This window comes from Verruconatronum alginivorum, assembly GCF_056590205.1.
In genome coordinates this window covers 2890213-2911768 of the sequence record NZ_JBWPVQ010000001.1, presented here as the reverse complement: position 1 = coordinate 2911768, position 21556 = coordinate 2890213, and the positions used below count along the sequence as shown (strand labels likewise).

The following is a 21556-nucleotide window of genomic DNA, read 5'->3' as shown; positions in this document are numbered from 1 at the left end:
AAAACGAAAAGTAGAAAGCTGACCCCTTTGCGGCCTTGACCCCTTTGCGGCCTTTCGCGCTCCTCGCATTGATTTAACAGATTCGGCGTAAGAAGCCGGGGATTTCATTGCCGACCGCCAAGGTCGGTTGCCGATGGTATCGTGGACGAAGGCGAACTCGTGGCCGAGAACCTTTTGGCCGGTCGGACGATAGCGCGTGGCCGATTCGAGCTGACCGAAGGGGTCGTATGTTAATTCAAGGGCACGGGAGAGGATTCCCCGTTGCAAGGTTCGTTTTGTCAAGAGTCAAGACCTGACGTCTCCCGGGCTCCCGTTGCAAGCGTCGTTTTGTCAAGAGTCAAGACCTGACGTCTTCCGGGCTCCTGACGTCTTCCGGGCTCCGACGCCTTCCGGGCTCCCGAAAATCATATGGCGCCAATTTCGCAAAAATGGTCCGTCTTAATTTGGGCCGTAACATGGAGTCGTCAACCGTCAAGACCTGACGTCTTCCAGGCTCCTTTGATCCTTTTCGCCCTGCCAGCGCATACTAGGCCTGACCCCTTGCGGATCTCCTTGAGTGGCAACAGCTGGCCCTAGCGTAACTCCTTCCTGCCGGATTTCCTAACGCTTACTGGAAGTCTATCATCATCCATTGAAATAACTCTAAAAATCTCCCATCCGGAATGTGGGCTTCCCGGTAGACTCTTCGAAACGAAGAAGAGGTAGTGATTTCCTTCACTAACCCTTAATCTATCACGCTCGTGATACCATTTTCGATAGCCATAAATCGACAGTCTTATGGATGTTCCTTCAATACTTTCTTTCTTTGGTTCCTTAAAAATCTTTTTTAGCTCAACCGTAACCCAAACGCCCTCGTCATTGGCTATTTCACCTATAAAAACCAAACTAACGTCCCTTGCCTCTGGAAAGATCTCAACTATTTCGGCAAACTCCTGCGCAAATGAAGAACTGTCCTCACTCACCTTTTCATTCGCCCAAATAGACAACCCAATCACACAAAGCGTGACTATAATAGCCCCCACCGTAATTTTAGTAACTTTCACGAAAAAATGTGCTAGCACCATCCGTTGCTGTCTGATATTGATGAGCGACACGCCATCTCACCTCTGCAACCACTTCACCAGTCCTGCTGTCTTTGACTTGGGTGATCGATTGTTGAATATAATGACGTGGAAATGCTTGCTGGAGACCGCCTTGGTGCAAAATAAACCCAGGAGCATCACCGAACTTTGCTGACCAGATCGAATGCCCCCCTCTTACCCTTTGTTCTGTCCATTCAGGATCTATCTGTTTATTCCAATCACGAGGATTTGTCATATACCCCCCTAGCCCGGTCCAGTTTTGACTATCCCACCAGACGCCCCCAGTTCCAACTGGGTCAGGTTCAAATTCAGCTGGTGGGCCTAGCTGTCCACCTACATAGCGGATTACCCGTGCCTGTTGAGATATTGTAACGTCTTCAGGTTTATAACAGCGCTCCAGTTCCAAATCAAAACGGACCTCATACCGGAAAAAATGCATCTGTCCCTCCTTCCCTATTAAGGGCATAAGTCCGGTTACATCAAATCGTTCTACACGAGCTGGCGGCGGCGGGGAATGTAACCCTAGAAAATCCCACCGATTCACCGGATCATTACCGACAAATGCATACACATTTAATCCACCCTCTTCCTCAATCGGATCCCGATTCAAAAATCGCCCAATACTGGGGCTGTAGTATCTGAAGCCGTAATAATACAGGCCGGTCTCCACGTCGACGAATTTGGAGCTGAAACGCAACGGGTTCGCCTGGGCCATCGGGCCGGTGGCGCGGAGGGCTTCACCGAAGGGGCCGTATTCGTAGCGGGCGGCTTCAGTGCCGTCGAGGGCGGAGATCAGGATCGCAACGTTGCCGTTGCCATCGGATTGGGCGAAGTAGAAGGCGTCGTTATTGGTGTGGTCGCGCAGGCCGAGGAGGGCGCCGGGGGTGGCGGTCAGTTTATAATCGCCGTGTTCGGAGGGTCCCCAGAGGTAGCTGCGGATTAGGCTGTCCGCTTCGTCGATCTCGGCCAGGAGGTTCCAGCCGTTGTAAAGGTAACGGATAGCCGACACCGGCACGAAATCGTTGGTGACGTCGTCCCACTGCGAGACCGATTTGCGAATGCGCCGTCCGTCGGAATCGTAAGAGAAGTCGAGGCGTTGGCGCACCAGCGACGGCGGGAGGCCGGGGCGGGTTTCCATCCGAACCAATCGGTTTTCGGCGTTCCAAATGTAATTCCAGCGGCCGTCCTGGACCAGGTTGCCGTCGGTGTCGTAATCGAACGACTCCGGGGTTTCGACTACGAAGACTTTTCGTTCGGCGTCGGAAACGTGGTTCTTCGGTTCGACTCCATCTTCGATTTTCACGCCTCGAATTTGGATGGTTTCGTGAACCGGGCCAGGACCGTTATTGACCGGATATTCGGCGTAAAAGAGAGCGTCCTGCCGAAGAGTCGGTCGTTGATCGACCGTCACAGTGGCGTCGGGATCGGCCGTGCCGAGGATATGGATGATTCCCGGGACGTCGCGCTTCTCGTATTGGTTCAATAGGTTCGGTGTGTAGGCAGATGGGGTTACGTTGCGGACCGCCAACGTCCGGTTCCCAATAGTGTCGTGGGTGAAAGCGAAGTCGTGGCCGAGAAGCTTTTGGCCGTTCGGACGATGGCGCCTGGCCGATTCGAGCTGTCCGAGGGGGTCGTATTTCCAACGCCAATAATTATCGTCCTCAGTCGTGACCTGCTGGCGCTGGTTGGCCGCGTTGTAATCGTAAACGAAGGAGGCGGCCGATGAGCCGATCGAAACGAGGCGATTAATGGCGTCGCGCTGGCGGGTCACCTCATGCCGCAAGGTCTGGTCATGATAGAACTTGGTGTTGGCGATCATCCGCGAATTCGGCTCGCTGGTGAAATCCGCCCGGACCGGAAGGGCCGGAACGGTCAAATCCGATACGGAGGCAATATGAGGCCGCCCGGTCGCGTAGTCAATCTCCTGGGCGACGATGATTGTCGAACCTTCTTTGAGGGAAATGCTGGTCAATCGGTTAAGACTGTCCGAATAGTCCCGGCGCAGGGTGAACCCGGCCAGGATGCCGTCGGTCCATTCTTCCTCCTCCAATTGCCAATGGCCCGCGTAGGTGAAGGTCCGAGCCGAGACCAACGTATTGTCTCGGGTTTCGGTGACCGATTCCCGGAGACCCCGGCGGTCATATTCGATTTCGACGTCGGCGGCGCGGAGTTCCGGATCGATGGTCTGGTCGTCGTAAGTGATCGACCGGAGTTCTCCAGCCGTGGTATAACCGTAGGTAGTAATCGCGCCGCGATTCCAGCTACGTGTCTTCAAGCGGCCCAGCGCATCGTAGGTGTAAACCGTTTTCATGTTATCGTGGCCGATCTTCTCGGTGAGCCATTCTCGTTCGGCATCATAAACCCATGTGGTGTTCGCCTCGATCGTTCCTTCCTGATCGCCGGGAACGTCGTAATCCCGCCAGGTTTTCATGGTGCGCATCCGGCCTTGGGCGTCATAGGTGTACTCCACCGGAAACGTGCGGCTGCCGGAGACCCGCCTGACCTGGCCGGTCGGCCAGTAGGTGGTCAATGTCTCGGTGTTGTCCGGATGAATCGTTTTGTTCCGGCGGCCGCGTTCGTCATATTCGAATTCGGTGACCTGTGGGACCCAGCCGACTTCCGAGCGGGAGGGATCAGGATCGGGCGTGGCGACGGTCTTGACTTGGTCATCGTTTAAATAGGTGTATTCGGTGGAGCCGTTGCGGGCGTCGATGGTCCGCCAGAGGCGTCCGTGAGGGTCGTATTGGAAGGTGGTTTCCTCCAGTTGCTGGTCGTTGGCGTCGTATTCCACGACGGATTGCAGCCGGTCGTCCTGGAAAATTTCGAGCCGGTAACTGTCGTCGGCCCGGTTGGTCCGGACCGTCCGCCCTCCCTGCCCGTCGAGAGTGATTTCGGTGTGAGTGGTCACGCCGAAGTCGGTCTGCCATGACTCCAAGCCGGAGACGGCGCGTTCGGAAACACGGACGGTTTCGGTGGCGTTAACGGTGCCGTCCTTCGTCCAGACGGTCGTGGTGGAGCGGTGGCGACCGAGACTGGCGACCACTTCATTGGTGGTTCGGGTGATGCGGGCGACCCCGCCCTTTTCGCTCTCCACGTCCCAGTTAGCGGGATCGATGGTTTGGGCGATGTCGACCACAGTGTATTCCTGTTCGCCGAGTTCGTTGTAGGCGAACAGCGTAATTTCGACCTCCGGGCCGGTGGTTTCGGGAGAAGGTCCGCGGTAAACGCGGACCAACTGTCCTTTGGCGTTGAAGGTCCGGGACTCGATGGCTCCGTCGGGGTGTTCGGTTCGAACTTGCTGGCCGAGCATGTTGCGGTAAGTCGCAACCCACTCTTCCCCGCTTCCGCCAAGGACATGCCGGATTTCCCTACTCCAGGTTTCGTTGCCGGCGGCGACTCCATAATCGTTTTCCACCCAGCGGGGCGCCGCCGTCCCCATAATTTCCTTGGAACGTCCGTCACGGAAACTCACTTGAATCAACTCGCCGCCGTCCGGAAAGGCCGTGGTCCGGACCCATCCTTCCGTCTCCTGATCCAATGCTTCGGAATAGACGATTCGCGAAGGTAATCCGAGCGCATTCTCTGACCAGACCAGGCGCCCGGCCCGGTCGTAATGGCGTCGCTCGATTTCAATCGCCTCCGGCGTCCCTTTCTGACGGATCGTCCCGATCCTCCGCCCGGCCGCATCGAGTTCGTAGTTGAGAGTCACGCCCGCGCGTTGGGTCCAGTTGAGCCTTCCGATGAGATCGTATCCGTTTTCCGTGACAACTCCGTCGCGTCCTTTGTGCCAACGCAGGTGACCGCAACAGGTGAACTCCCTTTCCTCGATCGCACCATCGAGATGGAGAATCTCGGTCGGACGGCCGAAGTCATCCCAAACAGTCGCTTCCTCGTCAAGGACCAGCACGTCCGGCTGCCCGGGCGCGACATGGAAGGTTCTCCGCCAACGCAGGTGACCGGCGGAGCTGGCGAGGCGCTCGCTCCTCGTCCCCCGCACGATGTCGGTGCGGGCCGCGTTCGGGACGCCCGAACGGACAACATCCGTATGGAGCCCGTTCGCGGAGGTATGTTGGTGAAGGATGATGGTGCCGTCCGGATGATCCGTTTGGTACAGCCTCCCGGCGTGATTGCCGCCCATGCCATGGTAGTAATGAACCGTCTCCAGGTTCCCGGTCGCGTCCCACATTCCGCCGGAAGCGGCGACCCGAATTTCCGAGATCCGAATGAAGGTCTCGCTTCCGATGATTTCCGGTTTTCCCCATTCGATTCGATACCTCCGGGAAATTTCAATCGTCGATCCGTCGTCCACCACGGACTCGACCGTTCGAACCAGGGAGTCAGCATAGTTGTCGCCGTTCAAATCAGCGGTGTCATGGAAACGCTCCCACAACCGGTAGGGACCGACCGGTTCATCGTTCTCGTCCAAATGCGAATCCTTGAAGACCGACTTCCGTTCCGTCAGGCGTCCCGCTCCGTCGTATCCGTAAATCTCCCACGATCCCCCGGTCTCGCGGCGGGATTTCACGCGGCCATCGTCGTGGTAAGTCCATTTGGTGACGAGTTCCGGCCCCGCGTCAGTCCCCTCGGGGGCCACGGTTCGCTTGGTCTTGCCCATCCCCCAGTCGAAACGGTCGAACACCGTTTCCTCATGGTAGCGCACGGTCCCGTCATCTTCCGAGATCACCTGCGTCTCCGTCCGGCGGGTCCGCAAGGCGTTCCACCGCTCCGTTTTCGAACTCCAGGACAAGGCGGTTCCCCCGGAAAAGCCGTTCGCCATCTTCCAACCGCCTTCGCTGCCGGATTTTTCGTATTCGAATTGCCACACCCGCGTTTCCACGCCGTCGCCGTCCTTCTCGGTCACCCGCAGGACGTAATCATCCAGACCGGCGCCGGGAGAGACTTTCTCGACCACATATTCCCGAAAATGGCCCGAATGGTTCGGATGATGGAAACGGACGGTGTAACGCCGGTCCGGTTCGACCGAGTCCCGCTCGATCACCACCTCCCCGTCGGGAGCGGTGAACGAAAGCCCACCTCCCCAACCGGTTTGGTCGACGACTTGGACATCGTTCGACACATTCCAATTCAGCGCCGCCGGAGTCGAAAGATTCTCCCGGGGAACGGAAGCGCGCAGCCCGATATGCCCCGCATCCGGCTTTTCCGTTCCCGCCCCCAGTTCCCAACGGAACCACATACTCCCCGTCCCGCCGCTCGCGCTTCCGAAGGTGCAACTCCCGCCACCGCAGCCCGAGCCACAACATTCCCCCTCGTCCTCGGGAGGAGTGAAATCCGGTTCGATCACGATGCGGTGACCTAACAATCTCCAGCCAAATTGCCAACCCTCCGGATTCACGCAGGGCGGAAAAGCTGGAGGCATCTCGTCTTCCGGATAAGTGAATGGGGAAAGCCAATGACTCCCGGCCGAAATTGTTTTCCAAACCCGGTATCGGCCGTCGGCGGTGACGGGCGGTGCGTTATCTCCCGGGCCGCTTCCCAACGGATCGACTTTCAAAAGCACGTGTGCTCTTCCCTGATAGGAACTCAAATCAGCTGAAATCTTAAAGCGAGCGACATACACGTAGGCGTAATGCCGACCCTCAGCTTCGTAACTTTCAACAAGAACCTCCCATGGGAATCCGAGCGGAGGAACCCAGCCGTTGTAGTCCCACCAGGCATAAGCCAATCCTTTTGCGCCTTCACAAGTTAAAGAGTCGGCCCCACCGAACCGCATCTGCTCATCAACCTGAAAAATAGCGATCGGTGGCGATAGAACCTTCATACTATCAATGTATTGTTGAATCGTCTCCAAAGATCCTTCGGGATCAGCTTGGATTGCTGTATCCATGATTTTCGGAAAATCCAAGGATGTTAATTCATCAAAAAATGAAGTCTCGTTGATTTCTTCTTTTAGAAATTCAGAGAAAATGCCCGTAATTTGTCCCCAAAACACGTCGCGAAGCGCCTTAACCAACTCAACCCGTCGTTCCCGAAACTTGGCGTCTTCCGCGTAAAACCGGTCGTTCGGATAACTCGGCGGCAACGCTCCGCTCAAGCAGGCCGGCCACGAAATGGAATTCGCCATACTCGAATCCCGTTCCGCCAAATACTGCCACCTCGCCTGGTAATCCCGCATCGCCTTGGCGATCGGAAAATCGGACGTATCCGCAGAGCTCTTACTTGAACCCAGGGCCATGAAGGCGACGCACAACAGACAAACAAGGCCAATTCGCGACTTCAATTCGGCGAATTTGGGGAAAAGAGGGGAGATTCTCATGGAAAAATCGGCGTTTGAATTTTCGCGGGCAATCAATCTTCGGAATCAAAACGGCAGAAACACCACCATCTCCACCGCTTCATCGGCACCAGCTCCTGTCACGGTGATTCCATGCGGATTGCGGCCTTCGAGATAGGCTTGAAGAACGGAGACATTCGGATCGCCCGGGGAGTCGTCGGAACCGGCGTAGGAAGTCAGGTCTCCGAACCAATTCATCTCCCACCAATCGGGGAGGCCGTCGCCGTCGGTGTCCTCGGAATCATTGAAGCGCAGCCGGGCGAACAGGCGATCCGCATTCCCGCGTCACCGCCGACTCCGTTTCAGGCGGACGCTCTGGCAAATCGGGCGGCGCCACCCGCTTGAAAACCACCTTCCGAACACCTCCGTCGACCTCGACCTCCCGGGTCTCCAAAACCTGGAAGTCGAGTTCTGTCCAATATGATTCAACTGCTCCGCCGAGCAGAGAGCTGGTTAACGGAAAGACTAATAGAAGAACTAAGGCGAACTGCTTCATGATGGGTCAAATGGACGGAGTAGGTGGAGATTCACAGAAAGCGCAATCCTGAAACATGGAGAAAAGAACAAACGATTAATGCTTAACAAGAGGCAATCAGTTCCTAATGGGGCCGTCAAAAAAGTAGACCCACCACAAGGCCTATGCTCATGAAGCATAATCAAGGCGACCAATTCTGGCAATGTCAAGCATGTGAAGTTCACATGCGCATGAAAAAGACGTCAACTAGCCTGGGAAAAAATGTGCTGGGTCCGAAGATACGTGAAATCCGAATGCGGATGAATCCGTCGGTGTCTCAGGGCGATCTGTCAGCGCGATTGATGATCCGCGGCATCAACCTCAATCAAAGTGCGATTTCCCGGATCGAGAACCAAGATCGTTATTTGATGGATTATGAATTACTTGAAATCGCCAAAGCTCTAAAGGTACCAATCCAACATTTGCTCGATCGATAGGGGGGGCGACAACCTTCAAGTGGGTGTTCTTTCCTTCTTCGAACTCAATTGGATTTCACACCCCCCCAAAAAAACGAAAAAGCAGGCCTCCTTCCGGGGGCCTGCTTTCGTCTTATTGCCAATCACCCAAACCAATCAATTGCCGCGACGGCCTTCGCCGCGCGGGCGCTGCTCTTCCCGGTCACCGGGGCCCGCTGGGCGCTGCCCCCGTTCGGCGGGACGTTGACCTCGCTCCGCCGGACGTTCGCCACGTTCCTCGGCGAGCTCTCCGCGCCGCTCCCCTCCTTGACGACGCATCTCCCCGCGCCGTTCCTCCAAATGCTTCTCCCACGTTTCCCGTTGCTCCTCGCTCAGAACCTCGTTCACCGCGCGTTCCACCCGAGGACGAACCCGCTGGGCCGCTTCCCGGCGTTCCTCGCCGGATAGGTTGCGCAGGTGCTCCGCCTGCCGCCGGAAGATGTTCTCCAACGCTTCCTTTTGCTCGTCCGACAAACCGAGGACCCGGTCCATTTGTTCGAGTCTCTGCTCGACCCGCTGCTCGGCCATGTCTCCACGGTCCCCGCCACCGCGCTGCCCCCGCTCACCGGGCGCTCCCTGCGCGTGCATCTGCGAAGCGAAAACCGCACACCCGAGAACCAAAACCGCCACGAACGTTTTTTTCATAAGAAATAATTCCTGCTGATTGTTTTTTCAATGATCCGAAACCTCTCGGACCCACCTCATTCAACACCGAAGGGGAACCCGTGGTTTCATCCCGAGGATGCCGGAGGAAGCCTCCCGGCCGGGTCCGACCAAAATCCTTCATTTTTTGCGTGTCTTCACGGCCGATTTTTGGGATGAATCTTCTTTTATGGCCTTGAATCCGTTCACCAGCAATCTCATCGCCGACGTCGGCATCAGCATGGGCGATGAGGGCAAGGGGCGCCTGATCTCCGAAATCGCCGAGGAGCTTCGGCAATCGACCCGCCGCGCGGACTGCGTAGCGATGGTCCTCAAGGTGAACGGCGGCGCCAACTCCGGCCACACCGCCGCCGGCCTGAAACTCAACCTCCTCCCGGCCGGGGTGGTCGAAAAACAGGTCCCCTATCTCGCCCTCGGCAGCGGCGTCGTAGCCGACCCGCGCAAAATCTGGTGGGAAGCCCGCCCGCTCGAGGAACGGGGGTTCGACGTCCTCTCCCGCCTCGCGATCGACGAGCGCACCATGGTCTCCGACCTCTCCCACCGCCTGCTCGACCTGGCCTGGGAGCATTACCGGGTCCATGTCCTGAAGGAAGAACCAAGAGGTTCCACCGGACGAGGAATCTCCCCTTCCTACCGCGACGAAACCGGGCAATGGCAAATTTACTTCGCCGATTTCCGCGGTCCCCGCGAGGTGTTCGAAAAGCGATTGATCCAACGGATGGACCGTGCCCTCGCCTGCATCCGCCATGTTTGCCAGGTCGACGCCGAGGCTTGGGATGGCTTCTTTGATATTCTCACCCAGGCGGAAACCCGGGCCAACGCCGAGAGCATCGAACGCGGGTCGTTTCCCGCCGACGAATTCGACTTCCGTCGTTTCATGGGGAAGGATCCATTCACCCTCGACAACCGCGAGCTGGTCGAGACCTACTGGTCGGCCGGTTTCGGCCTCCGCGAACAGGTCCGCGACGTCCGGGAACTGATCCTCCAAGCCATCCGCGACGACCGCTATGTTCTGGGCGAATTCGGCCAATCCTACTGGCTCGATAAACGCCACGGTTTTTCCCCGAACGTCACCGCCTCCCACACCTTCACCCCGGAATTTTTCCTCTCCGGTGGCATCCCGATCCAACCGATCCACACCATCGGCGCCGCCAAGGCCTACGACACGAAGGTCGGCACCCACACCTTCATCACCCGGATGGACGACGCCCACCCCCTCAGCGTCATCCTGAAGAAGCTCGAATACGGGACCTCGACCGGCCGCCAGCGAATGGTCGGATGGTTCGACGCGATCGAGAAGGGAGACGCCCTTCGCTACGCCGGATTCCAGTGCATGGCGATCAATAAGCTCGACGCGCTCACCCATCAAGGCGATTGGCGCGACGACTTGCTTGTCTGCACGGCCTACCGCGATTCCGACGGAAACCTCCTCAGGCACGTTCCCCGCCGAAATTCGTTGCACCAGACCCTTCAACCGGTCTACACCCGCTACGCCGGTTGGAACGAAGACATTTCCCACGTCCGCAGCTTCGAGCAACTCCCGCCGAACGCCAAACGCTATGTCGCGGGCATGTTCCGCCATACCTTGGAAACCGCGTTCGATGGCGGCAAATGGCCCCGGGAATTACCCAACCTCCGCTACATCGGGGTCGGGCCGAATCCGTCGCAAATCATCAAGGACGTCCCCGCTCCCCAGGATCTCCTCACCGAGTTCGGTCCAAGCGACTGAGCCCACCTTGTGACACGGGCATTCCTGCCGGTGAATTTCGTTTCATCCTTAATGCAGGCAGTATTCAGCCGCGAGAAGGCACAAAAGACGCAAGATAGGAACTTAAACGGAAGGGGCCGATTCACCCAACGGGTGACTGGTAATAATCGACTTCTCATAATCTATCTCATGCTTTTCGCGTATTTTGCGCTTTTTCGCGGCTATACCCACTGCGGAGAATAAGTTCATAAAAAAAAGTCCCGGACTGAACGGCCTTCAGGATTTCCCCGCTTGACCGTCCCATCCGGGACTTTTCGTTTGTTGAACTTTTCGGCGGCGCCCTACTTCTTCGTTTGGGCGGTTTTCTTCCGCTTCACGTAAGCTTGGCGACGACGTTTCTTGATTTCTTTATTATATTGTTTGCCCATAAAGAGCTGATTCGTCTCTCCAAACCGGACGAAGGTCAAGATCTTCCTGAACTTCCGTTGCCGGTTTTCATCTCTTCATGACGGGTGCCGTTGCCCCTGATTTTCACCGGAGGCCCCAGAATCGATTCCGATAAGCCGGACATCACCGAACAAATCGCGATGCCGGGCACCTCGCCGGTCCAGACGTCGAGCTTCACGACCGCGTTTCCGGAAAGTTGCGGGAGATCTTCCTTCAACTGCTGGTAAACGATGTCGGTGTCGGGCAAAACGACCAATTTCTTGAATCCCCGGTGCAACTCCGCGTCGGTCAACGGCGCCATCAACGCCGGCGTCCTCCACGCCCCGGCGGTTTCGAGAATGTCGTCCTTGAGCGATTTCACCTTCTCCAAAGGCAAGACCGCCGTGCCGACCAACTCGTCGAACCACTCTTCCACCAACTCGTGCGGCCGCAATTCGGGAGTCGTTTCCTCCTCCTCGGGTAGCCGCTCGCGCCGGGCGCTTTCGATGATATTCCGGGCCAATTCCGGCAAACGTCCTATCAGCTTGTCGAGACGGTTTTCGTCCACCCCGGTCGCCAACAGCGCCGCCCGCAATTGCCGGATGTCCTCCTGGATTCCGTCCGGGTCGACGTCCGCCGCCGCTTTCAACCACGGCATCGAATCGAACTCTTCCTGCAACCGGGCGCAAAACATCCCGGCGTCCTTCCGCAGGTCGCGCTCCAATTGCACCTGCGTCTGATGGACCACCCACTGGACTTCCTCTTCGAAAGCGACCCGCAGACTATGGAAGGTCCGGTTCGAGGTCTCCACCAATCGCTTGCGCAAACGGTTGAGATAAATCGTCCGGTAAACCCACAGCGCTCCGGGGGTCAACAATCCGGCTATCGCCAACCCGGCGGAAAGCGCGGTCCCCGCGCCGAGCAACATCATCGCCCCGCCCAGGAACAACAGCCCGCCGAATCCCATCGCCGCCCAGGTCTTCGCCGTGGGAAGTTTTTCCAAACCTTCCTCCAGCGCGTCGTAAACCTGACAGAAACAGTCGAGCGATTCGTGCGGCAGCCATCCTTTCGACGGCTCCGGCGGCCCGGCCAACGTTTCGTCCGGCGCCACCTGGAAGGCCGGATAATACTTTCTCGCCAGGATCGACAGGCTGCCCATATCGATCTCCTCCAACAACTGGTTGCGATAGATATCAACCGCCTGGGAGAACGACTCCTGGCTCCGGTAGCAAATGATCTCGGTGATTTGGTCGAGCGACATTTTCAGCGCCTCGGTGTAATCCGCGAAATCCTTTTGAACCGTCCGCTGCAGGTGACGCCGCTCCTTTCGGGCACGTCCCCGCGAAACCGGCACCTTCCAGCTCTCCAACGGAGAGGGCGGCGGCTCGGGAATCTGCTCCGCGAAATCCTGCGGCCCCAACGGCTCGTCCGATCCGCCCAGGTAAAGCGCCTGACCGACCACCATCGCCGGTTCCGCGCTCCGGACCCGGGCGCCGATCGCGGCCCGCTTCTCCTCTTCGGCGACAAGCTTGGTCATCAGCGATTCTGTCAGGCTGATGATTCGCTCCCGCTGAGGAATCCACGTGCGCACTCCCAGCGCCGCCAACACCCCCTGCGAAAGGGGCGCGGAGAACCGGTCGATCGGAAACTCGTCGAGATCATCGCTATCCCCGTTGGGAAGATCATCCTTCGGCGTCTCCCGGAAGATTCCCAGGGAATCGGCCAACGACTCTCCGCCCTGAATCAACAGGCGGAGAAAAGCGGCGTATTGGCGCGAGACCTCGGCACTTTCGAGTTCCGCGAAATCGGTGTCTTTTTCGACCGCCACGAAGAAGGTCGACACCCGGCTGCGCAAGTCAGGATGCTCATCCAGAAAACTCCGGCAACGCTCCACCTCCGCCGCCTTCATTGGAGAAGTCAACATGAGGGAGATACGAAGGTCGTCCGAATGTCGTAACAGAAAACTGATCACATTCGAGAACCCCCGCGACAGCGTCGGACTGGCCGCTACGATCGAGACCGGCCCGCGCCGGGCCCGGGCGGCCTCGTCGATGAGGGAGGACAGAGTCCTATCCTCTTCGATCGACCGCAACCGGACATCGCCTCCGAAATCACATGCCGTCCAATGCCAGAGCTCCGGCTGAGCAGCCGTCTGCTTGCGAGCACAGTGGCGGACTTTCCGCCACAGCTCTTTGGATAATAAAAACAGCATGGTTCATTACTCCTGCAGAAGAAACTCAGCCCCACCGCGCTTGTGCCATTCCTGAATCCATTCCGGGAATCGCCAGTCGGACCATGCCTTCTTCCTCTTCGACTCCTCGACCTTTTCCTCGGTATCCAAATCGAGGATATTCGAAAGGTTTTCATACCCTTCGTAATTGGTCGGCAACTCCCCTTCGATCATTCGCAGAATCGAGAGCGAGAAGCTGCTGCTGTTCATGTTCGGAATCGCCCGTGGGGCGTATCCAAACGCATGGGTGAAGAGCGAATTGAGATAGGTCTTCGGATTCGGCAGATTCAGCCGCTCGAATGCCACCTCCGCATCGTCCATCCGGCAGATGCAATAATTGTAGCGGGCCGGCTCGAAGCTGTCCGCGCGGGCCTTGCCCGACAACACCGGGAAGAAGGCCGCCCGATCCGCGTAACCCGAGAAGAGGCTCTTCAAGGTCGCGTCCGCGTCACCCTTCTGCATCCGCAGATAACGCCGGATCCCCTCCCACACCGAGGTCGACTCGATCGCCGGACGGAAGATACGCGACTCCGCCGCCTCGAACGAGGAGCGCAACCCGAGCATCAGATCTTCCAAGTGGTCCATGACAGAGCCATCGGTCACCGCTTGGTCGAAGGTCAACGTCCGCGTGCTGGTCCGGTCCGGGCAAAGTTGGGCGACCAACGTCTTGAACGACTCGGAAAGCGAGCTGTTGCCGTGCCCCTTCCAATTCTGCAGGACGTAACTCTGGGCCGCTTCCCGCCGCATCATTTCCGTGTCCGGTCCGACCCGGCTCGACAACAGCGGTTCGACGAAGACCTTTTCGATGTCGGCCATCCGTTCGAGAACCCCCTGGCGCATCCCGAGTTGAATCCCGTCCCCGCGGAACGCTTCGTTGCGTTCGTGCTGCACGATATTAAAGAAGCGCCGAGCACACTCGTCACCGGTGATCAGCTTCCGCGCGACCGTCAAGGCGAGCAAGCGGCTCCGGAAGAGCGCCAGCGCCTGGTCGAGCATGATGTATCCGCAGTAGGCCCGGCCCTTGTTCTGATACTCTTCGAGCAAATCGGAAAGCTCGTCGTTCCCGGCATAACGGGTCATCAACCAACGGCGCACCTTCGACGGATAGTTTTCCTGATGGGTGGCCAACAACGCTTCGAATTGACGACTCAAGCCGCCCGACGCGAAGAGAGCCTCTTCGAGTTCTTCCCGTTGCTCGGCGTTGGTCGCGATCTGGGCGTTCACCGCGTCGACCAATTGCGCCAGCAAATGCTGGAAACTGCCGAAGGAAACCGGCCGGTCTTCCGCCTGACCGAGGAAATCCTCCACGATATTTTCCAAAGCTCCATCAAGGCGCTCAAGGAAGGAGTTGATCCGCTCCTGGGCCTTTTCGGAATCGGGCTGATACCAGCTTTCCAGATACCGGTCGGCGTCCGCCTTCGACGCTTCCCATATCTCGACGAACTCGTCCTTTTCTCCTGGACGCTTGTCGGTCTCCGGAAGGAACGACCGCGCTTCCGGCAGGAAATGCGAATCGAGGCGCGACCATTGGATCTCGTTGAAGAACCGGCTTCGGCTCGCTTCGCAGCGTTCCGGATCGATGTGCTTGAAGCTCTCCGACGCCAGCTTGTCCGCGACCTGGTGACGAATCAACGACAACACCCGATCCTTCGGAATCTCGATATTCATCAACCCCAATCGGCAGAAATTGTTCGGCCGCCCCGGGAAATCACTGTCCCAGGATGTGACGTTCTGAGACTGCTCGTCCACCGCGCGTCCGATCTGCTCCTGGTAGGCGCCGGTCGTATAGATCAACGCGTGGAACCGGGCAACGAATTCGATGTATTCGTTGAAGTGCTGGAGTTTGTATCCATTATCATTGGACGCTCCGACGAGTGCGATCTTGAAGAACGGTTTCGAGTCGAAGGCGTCTTCCGATATCCGACACCGCCCCACCCAGCGGACCCAGTTGCGCAAGGCGACTTGCCGCCCGTGCTCGGTTTGCAGAAGCGTCAATTCGGCCAAGGCGTGTTCGGTGTTCCGCTTTTGCGCGCTCACCTTCCGCGGATCGAGCTCGTTCGCATCCTGGCCGGTGTAGCAGACGTCTCCGAGCATGAACACCCCGTGGATCATCGCCTTCGGGAGGGCGGTCCGGATCAACAACGCGATGTCAGCGACACTGCCACTGCACGTTCCGCCGGCCAGAAGCCCGAAGACATACACCGAGACGCTCTTCTCGTCGACCAAGTGGCGCAGGTGCGGATCGAGCGCTTCCTTCTTCTTACGTAGCGCCTCGACTTCCTGCTTCAACCGCTCGTCGAGTCGGATGTCCATGCAGCGCATGTGCAACAGCAACCGCCCGAGCGCGCGAATCCCCCCGGCCCCGACTCCGGCGTCATTCACCGGCGGGATCCAGGGTTCGTCGTCTTGATCAAACGACCACCACTTTTTGAAGTTTTCCCGGACGATCTCTTTATTCGCCCCGCGGTGCTTGGTGAAGGTCTCGACCGCGGCCCGCCCGGTCAGTCCCTGCGTGCTATAGACATAGGAACCGATGTTGCGGTCGACCCCGGTCTCTGGCGTCACTTCCGAAGTGATGATGAAGTAACTCAAGAAGTCGTTCGCCAGGTTCTTGTTGCCATCGCCATGGATCAGCGCCTTCAACCGCGAGACAATCTTGGCCCCCGTCGACCCGAGCCCGATGAAGATCGTCGGGCGGATCGTATCGGTGAAATCGGCCAGACCTACTCCGTGGCCATTGCCGTTTCCATTGCCATTACCATTGCCGTTGCGGCGGCCATGACCATTGCCGTTGCCATTGCCGTTTCCATTACCATTTCCGTTTCCGTAACCGCCATATCCATGGCCGTTGCCGTTCCCGTTTCCGTTGCCGTTTCCGTTGTGAATCATAGTTTTCCTGATTAAGTTCTTACTTTAGCGAGAGTTTGCTTCTTCCTGTTCGCAAATGTTGTTGCCTTGCCGTTGGTTAATTTCGCGCGCTGCTTCGTCGAGGAGGGTTTGACTTGTCGTTTCCGCGGTTGGCACCACTTTAAGCGCTCACCGGCAATCTCATAAGTGTCGCCATCCCGCAAAATCCGTCCCCGTCCCACCTTGGCCCGCTCTTCGCTGCCTGGGTTGGTGAGGCTGGTCTGTTTTTCGATTTTGAATATTTCATTGCCCGCCAACGGTCGGATGCAGTAACTGGCCGCCGCCGGCGCACGCTCAATCAGAGCGATGTGTCCTCTCGTCCCATCCGCCTTCGGCAGGCGGATATCGGAATCCATCGCCGACCCGATCGTCACCGATCGCTTCGGCCAGAAATACCGCGTCCAATTCTGATGAGTCGACATGTGCAAGGGATACGTCCGCATCCCAACCAACTTCGGCCCTTTCTGAGGCGCCAGCATCGGCCGCAGGATAAAGGGCACCACAATCAACACCCAGATAAGAATCCCGGCGGCCACCGCGATCGCCGCCTTCTGCCACATCGGCATCGGAGGAACCACCGACAAAACCACCGGATCAACGTTTGAAGTCACATTTCCCTGCCGGTTGGTGACCGACAAGACCACCGCGTATTGTCCCGCTTCCTCATAGGTATGGGTCGGGTTCCGCTCGGTCGAAGTATTGCCATCACCAAAGTCCCAATGGTAGCTGACGCCGTCGCCATCCGAATTGTCGGTAAAGCGGACCGTCAACGGAAACGTGCCGGAGGTAGCCGAACTCGCAAAGGCCACCCGGATCAATTCCGGTTTTTGCCCCAGGATCTCGTCGGATTCCTCGAAATATGCCTCCGTATCAGGAACATGGATGCGATGGGTCACGACCACATGGCCGGACCGGTCGGATTCCCATTCCCATTCGGATCCTTCCCCGATCGACTCTCCCTCGACAATCCACTCGTGCCTCCACCCATCTTCCGTCTCATTCGCCGTGAAGGTGACAGCATCACCCTCCGTGAATACCCTGGAGCGGATCGCGAAGCCGGTATCCGGCACCACTTCCACCGGCGGGTGAATGAAGACGCGGTCGGATTGCCGCGCGAACCCACCAGGGCCTTCCACGGTGTGGACGATCTGAAGCAAGCCGTGCCGCTCCGAAACCCATTCCACCCGGTGGCCTTCCAGGGTAGTCTCGCCATTAATCACCCAGCGGTGATTCCAATCCGAATCGGTTTCATCCGCCGCGAACACCACCGGTTCGCCGAAGGTTACTTCCGCCGGTTCGATCGAGAAATCCGCGACCGGAGGCAACGGCAGAATATTGACCGTTCGCTCCACCGTTTCCCGCTCTTCCCCGCGTCCGACCGTCAAAGCGATAGACAAATCACCGGCTCCTTCAGCGGAGATGGAGGGCGACCGTTGATCGGAGACCACCTCCCCATTAATGGTCCATTCCCAGGTTTCGGGATTCCCCCCCGACAAATCCTCCAGACGAATAGTGTCGCCGATCCGGAGACGTTCCGGACTCCAGCGGAAATCCGCCGTCAATGGAATGTCCGGCGCCACCTCGACGAAATCTGTCTTGGTCTCACGGGCCTCGCCACCGGGACCAACCGCCACCAACGTGACCTCGTAAACTCCGTCTTCCCGATATTGATGCTCCGGATTCGCTCCCGTCGCAGTGGTTCCATCCCCAAAGTCCCAAAGATACTCCGTCACCCGGCCACCTCTGCCGGTAAATTCGAACTGGATCGTTTCGCCGACCTTCAACTGACGCGGATGGGCGACGAAATCGGCGGCCGGAGGAGGTTCCGGCACCGGGATGTCGGTCGTCCCGGGAGGTTGCGGCTCGTGAATGACCCAGGAAGGCGGCTGCTCCGCCGGATCGAATTCCAGGGTGATCCAATAAACGTAACTTTGTTCATGCCGGCTCACCAGCCCTTCGTAAACCGGCTGGAGTTCCTGCCAGCTGCGATACTGGCGTGACCAATTGTTCTCGCCATCGGAAAAGACCAGGATGCTGACGAAGCGGTAATTTTCGTCGGAGGCCCGGACCTCTTCCATCGCCTCGGCGACGGTATCATAAAGCCGCGTCGGACCTTCCGGCACGAAGTTCCTTTTGAAGAAATCGGCGAAATGCGTCTTCGCCTGCGGAGTCATCGTTTCCCACCGCGCCGGTTCACTCGCGGTGCGCGAGAAGAAGACCAGCCGGACCTCCGTGTCTTCGGGCAACTGAGCCGCATGCTCGGTGATCGCTCGCCGAATCGGCTCCGTCAGCCCGTAAGAAATGATCGACCCCGAACGATCGACCACATAATAAAACAAACCTCGATCCTGGTTGGACTCGGCTCCCAAGACTGAGAGCCCGTTCACCAGGAACAACCATACGCCCAACAATGAGAGGGCGAACCTCCGTGGAGACTTTTGACGAAACATGCCATTGATTATAGATTCCGGTTTCCCTCCGGCAAGGGGCTTCCCGCCCTCCCCGACTTGACACCTCCAGACGGAACCCTTCGAAATCAATCAATCACGCTTCATCGGTCAAAAAAGACTACCCAACCAAACCAAACAAACAAAACCACTTACGAAATATTTTATGTATTCAAAAAATGAATTCATGCTCCAAATATTTCCCGCCACTGAGGCCTTTCATGGGTCACCAACAATGCTTCTACCGAGCTGGACCCTACGGTATTCCCCGGGGGGTCCACTAGATGACTTGCCCATGATCAATCAGCCTTACGATCCGTCCGCTTAAAATCCGGGGACTCCCCGCCCCCCGAAACGTCCACCGACAATCCCGCCAATTGTATCCACAGAACAAACACAAACCACACTTTAACCTCGCTTCATTCCTCGACTTCCGCAATTTGAATAGCCGGAAAAAGCGCAAAATACGCAAAAAGGATGGGATCGTTCATAAGAGGCCGATCATCACCAGTCACCCGTTGGGTGAAACGACCCTTCCGATTAGGTTTCCGATTTGTGCCTTTTGTGCCTTCTCACGGCTATATACTGCTGTTTGTAAGCTCCATACAGAATTCCCCGCAAGCGGGCATCGTCATCTCGGTCTTCGCGGCTCTCCGGGATGCAGCCTGTTAGTTCAAGGAGGAGCAGACCAGACCTCCGGGGCAGGAAACCGGGCAGAAAAAAACCGGGCACCCGTCCGCGGAAACAGACGAAATGCACCGGTTTGGTTTTAAGAGAGCAACCGAAGGGTCAGCGTTGATCCATCGGGACGTAGGCGCGGCTTGTCGGGCCTTGGTAGATTTGCCGCGGACGATTGATCCGGCCTTTCGGATTGGACGCGACTTCCTTCCAATTCGCGATCCACCCCGGCATCCGGCCCATCGCGAACATGACGGTGAACATCTCCAGCGGAATCCCGACGGCGCGCATGATGATTCCACTGTAAAAATCAACGTTCGGATAGAGCTTCCGTTCGAGGAAATAACTGTCATTCAACGCCGCCTTCTCCAAATTCCGGGCGATATCCAATAACGGATCCTCCAAACCGAGCGAATTCAACACCCGCTCGCACATCGCACCGATGATCTTGGCCCGTGGGTCATAGTTTTTGTAAACCCGATGCCCGAAGCCCATCAGACGCTTGCCACTGACTCCACTCTTGGCGTCCTCGATGAAACGGGACCCATCGTCACCGTCGGCATGAATCTCCTGGAGCATCTGGAGGACCGCGACATTGGCTCCTCCGTGCAGCGGGCCCCAGAGAGCGGAGATCCCGGCCGCGACCGAGGCAAACAGATTCGCGCCGCTGGAGGCCACCATTCTCACCGTGGACGTGCTGCAGTTTTGCTCATGGTCGGCATGCAACAGCAGGAGGAGATTCAGGGCGTCGGTCACCTCCTGGCTCGGAGTGTATTCCGCATACGGCTTGGAGAACATCATGTGCAGGAAGTTCTGGGCGTAGCCGAGGTCCGGACGGGGATAAATGAACGGGAGATTTTCCCTCATCCGGTAGGTCATCGCGGCGATCGTGCGCACCTTGGAAAGAGCCACCGTGGCGGCCCGGTCGAAGTTCTCCAGATCCTGGGCCCGGTCATTGGTCGCCAAATCCGGGTAATAACACGCGAGCGAACTAAGCATCGCACTCAGAATCGCCATCGGGGCGCCGTCATTCGGAAAACCTTCGAAGTGGTGCTGCATCGCCACCGGCACCGGGGCATGTTCGCTTAACAACTCCGAGAAACGCTGGCGCTCCACCGGGTTCGGCAACTCGCCATAGAGGATCAGATAAGCGGTCTCTCCGAAATTGGAATTCTGCGCCAATTCCTCGATCGGGTAACCGCGATAGCGCAGAACTCCGTGCTCACCATCGATGAAGGTGATTTCGCTCTGACACGAGCCGGTGTTCCCGTATCCCTCGTCGTAAGTGATGTATCCAGTGTCGGCGCGAAGCGTCCGGCAATCGATGGCGCGTTCGCCTTCGGTGCCAATGATAATCGGGTATTCGACCTCCGTTCCGTCGATGTTAATGCGAGCTGTTTTTGACATGTTCTTCATTCAGAGTGATTAATCGATTGGCTGGCTCTCGGGCAAAGATGCATTAATGGGGGTTCCCCATCACGGCTTCAACAAAATTCCGGTAGATGGCCAACCCGTTCGCCTGGCTTTTCTCAGGATGGAACTGGGTGGCGAAACACCTTCCCTTTTGAATTCCACTGACGAATTCCCCACCGTAATCGGTGGTGCACAACGTGATGCTCCGGTCGTCCGGCGCCACATAATAACTGTGCACGAAATAAAATTGCTCCCCCTCGCTCCGAAGCCCCGCCCGCAAAGGCGAATCGTCCCGGACGAATCGCGCCTCGTTCCAGCCCATGTGCGGAATCTTGAACTGCCGCGGCAAATTAAAGCGCAACACCTTTCCCGGAAATATCCCCAATCCCGGATCTTCCGCCTCCTCCGAATATTCGAAAAGCGCCTGCAACCCGAGGCAAATCCCCAAGTATGGCCGATCTCCCGCGATCCACTCCTTCAGCGCTCCCTCCAAACCGACCCGGCGCAACGCCTTCACGCAATCTCCCAAAGCGCCCTGCCCCGGAAAGACGATCCCATCAGCCCCGGCCAACTCGTCGGCCTCGGACACGATACGCGGCGTCGACCCGACGAACTCCAGCGCCTTGCAAACGCTCCGGAGGTTCCCCATTCCATAATCGACGACAGCTATGTCCGGTTGTTTCATGTTGGTATCTTCCCGAAACCGCCCAGCTTACCGACCGGCCAAACCGCTTCGCAAGA

The 21556-nt window shown here is 57.7% G+C and carries 12 protein-coding genes; 2 read left to right on the top strand and 10 right to left on the bottom strand.

The annotated features are described in order from the left end of the window. Positions 1–572 precede the first annotated feature (572 nt). Genes ACWUI2_RS10420 through ACWUI2_RS10405 form a run of 4 tightly spaced genes read right to left on the bottom strand, consistent with a single transcriptional unit; the run spans position 573 to position 7870 of the window. Positions 573–1043 carry a hypothetical protein gene (locus tag ACWUI2_RS10420; protein ID WP_486982791.1) on the bottom strand — a complete coding sequence of 157 codons (471 nt, stop codon included), beginning with the start codon at positions 1041–1043 and terminating at the stop codon, positions 573–575. Then, entirely contained in the window at positions 1030–7356 is a 6327-nt protein-coding gene (locus tag ACWUI2_RS10415; protein ID WP_486982790.1) for an RHS repeat domain-containing protein, read from the bottom strand. The genes ACWUI2_RS10420 and ACWUI2_RS10415 overlap by 14 nt, the downstream gene beginning before the upstream one ends. Before the next feature lie 45 nt (positions 7357–7401). Further along, on the bottom strand, positions 7402–7572 hold the full coding sequence (locus ACWUI2_RS10410) for a hypothetical protein (protein ID WP_486982789.1): 171 nt from the start codon (positions 7570–7572) through the stop codon (positions 7402–7404). Between the two features lie 43 nt (positions 7573–7615). Continuing rightward, positions 7616–7870 (bottom strand): hypothetical protein, encoded by a 255-nt coding sequence (locus tag ACWUI2_RS10405; protein ID WP_486982788.1) that lies wholly within the window; start codon positions 7868–7870, stop codon positions 7616–7618. Between the two features lie 149 nt (positions 7871–8019). Here ACWUI2_RS10405 and ACWUI2_RS10400 point away from each other — a divergent pair, with 149 nt between their 5' ends. Beyond that, a complete protein-coding gene (locus ACWUI2_RS10400) occupies positions 8020–8325 on the top strand; it encodes a helix-turn-helix domain-containing protein (protein WP_486982787.1) in 306 nt (101 codons plus the stop codon). Positions 8326–8460: 135 nt separating this feature from the next. Here ACWUI2_RS10400 and ACWUI2_RS10395 read toward each other — a convergent pair whose 3' ends face one another. Further along, positions 8461–8988: a hypothetical protein gene (locus ACWUI2_RS10395; RefSeq protein WP_486982786.1), complete on the bottom strand. Its 528-nt coding sequence runs from the start codon at positions 8986–8988 to the stop codon at positions 8461–8463. A 187-nt stretch (positions 8989–9175) separates the two neighbouring features. On the opposite strand from ACWUI2_RS10395, the gene ACWUI2_RS10390 reads away from it, so the two are divergent. Continuing rightward, on the top strand, positions 9176–10735 hold the full coding sequence (locus ACWUI2_RS10390) for an adenylosuccinate synthetase (RefSeq protein ID WP_486982785.1): 1560 nt from the start codon (positions 9176–9178) through the stop codon (positions 10733–10735). 442 nt (positions 10736–11177) lie between these two features. Here ACWUI2_RS10390 and ACWUI2_RS10385 read toward each other — a convergent pair whose 3' ends face one another. From ACWUI2_RS10385 to hisH, 5 genes are all read right to left on the bottom strand, one after another. Beyond that, on the bottom strand, positions 11178–13352 hold the full coding sequence (locus tag ACWUI2_RS10385) for a hypothetical protein (RefSeq protein WP_486982784.1): 2175 nt from the start codon (positions 13350–13352) through the stop codon (positions 11178–11180). A gap of 6 nt (positions 13353–13358) precedes the next feature. Then, positions 13359–16259 carry a tubulin-like doman-containing protein gene (locus ACWUI2_RS10380; protein ID WP_486982783.1) on the bottom strand — a complete coding sequence of 967 codons (2901 nt, stop codon included), beginning with the start codon at positions 16257–16259 and terminating at the stop codon, positions 13359–13361. Between the two features lie 11 nt (positions 16260–16270). Further along, on the bottom strand, positions 16271–18727 hold the full coding sequence (locus ACWUI2_RS10375) for a PKD domain-containing protein (protein WP_486982782.1): 2457 nt from the start codon (positions 18725–18727) through the stop codon (positions 16271–16273). Positions 18728–19513: 786 nt separating this feature from the next. After that, positions 19514–20809 carry a citrate synthase gene (locus ACWUI2_RS10370; protein WP_486982781.1) on the bottom strand — a complete coding sequence of 432 codons (1296 nt, stop codon included), beginning with the start codon at positions 20807–20809 and terminating at the stop codon, positions 19514–19516. Positions 20810–20861: 52 nt separating this feature from the next. Further along, positions 20862–21500, bottom strand: coding sequence for an imidazole glycerol phosphate synthase subunit HisH (gene hisH / locus ACWUI2_RS10365; RefSeq protein ID WP_486982780.1), 639 nt, complete (start codon positions 21498–21500; stop codon positions 20862–20864). Positions 21501–21556: the final 56 nt, after the last annotated feature.

Coding starts and splice junctions, on each gene's coding strand:
- ACWUI2_RS10400 (WP_486982787.1), top strand. CDS start 8,020: ATGAAGCATAATCAAGGCGACCAATTCTGGCAATGTCAAGCATGTGAA.
- ACWUI2_RS10385 (WP_486982784.1), bottom strand. CDS start 13,352: ATGCTGTTTTTATTATCCAAAGAGCTGTGGCGGAAAGTCCGCCACTGT.
- ACWUI2_RS10375 (WP_486982782.1), bottom strand. CDS start 18,727: ATGTTTCGTCAAAAGTCTCCACGGAGGTTCGCCCTCTCATTGTTGGGC.
- hisH (WP_486982780.1), bottom strand. CDS start 21,500: ATGAAACAACCGGACATAGCTGTCGTCGATTATGGAATGGGGAACCTC.
- ACWUI2_RS10370 (WP_486982781.1), bottom strand. CDS start 20,809: ATGTCAAAAACAGCTCGCATTAACATCGACGGAACGGAGGTCGAATAC.
- ACWUI2_RS10415 (WP_486982790.1), bottom strand. CDS start 7,356: ATGAGAATCTCCCCTCTTTTCCCCAAATTCGCCGAATTGAAGTCGCGA.
- ACWUI2_RS10395 (WP_486982786.1), bottom strand. CDS start 8,988: ATGAAAAAAACGTTCGTGGCGGTTTTGGTTCTCGGGTGTGCGGTTTTC.
- ACWUI2_RS10405 (WP_486982788.1), bottom strand. CDS start 7,870: ATGAAGCAGTTCGCCTTAGTTCTTCTATTAGTCTTTCCGTTAACCAGC.
- ACWUI2_RS10410 (WP_486982789.1), bottom strand. CDS start 7,572: ATGAATTGGTTCGGAGACCTGACTTCCTACGCCGGTTCCGACGACTCC.
- ACWUI2_RS10380 (WP_486982783.1), bottom strand. CDS start 16,259: ATGATTCACAACGGAAACGGCAACGGAAACGGGAACGGCAACGGCCAT.
- ACWUI2_RS10390 (WP_486982785.1), top strand. CDS start 9,176: ATGGCCTTGAATCCGTTCACCAGCAATCTCATCGCCGACGTCGGCATC.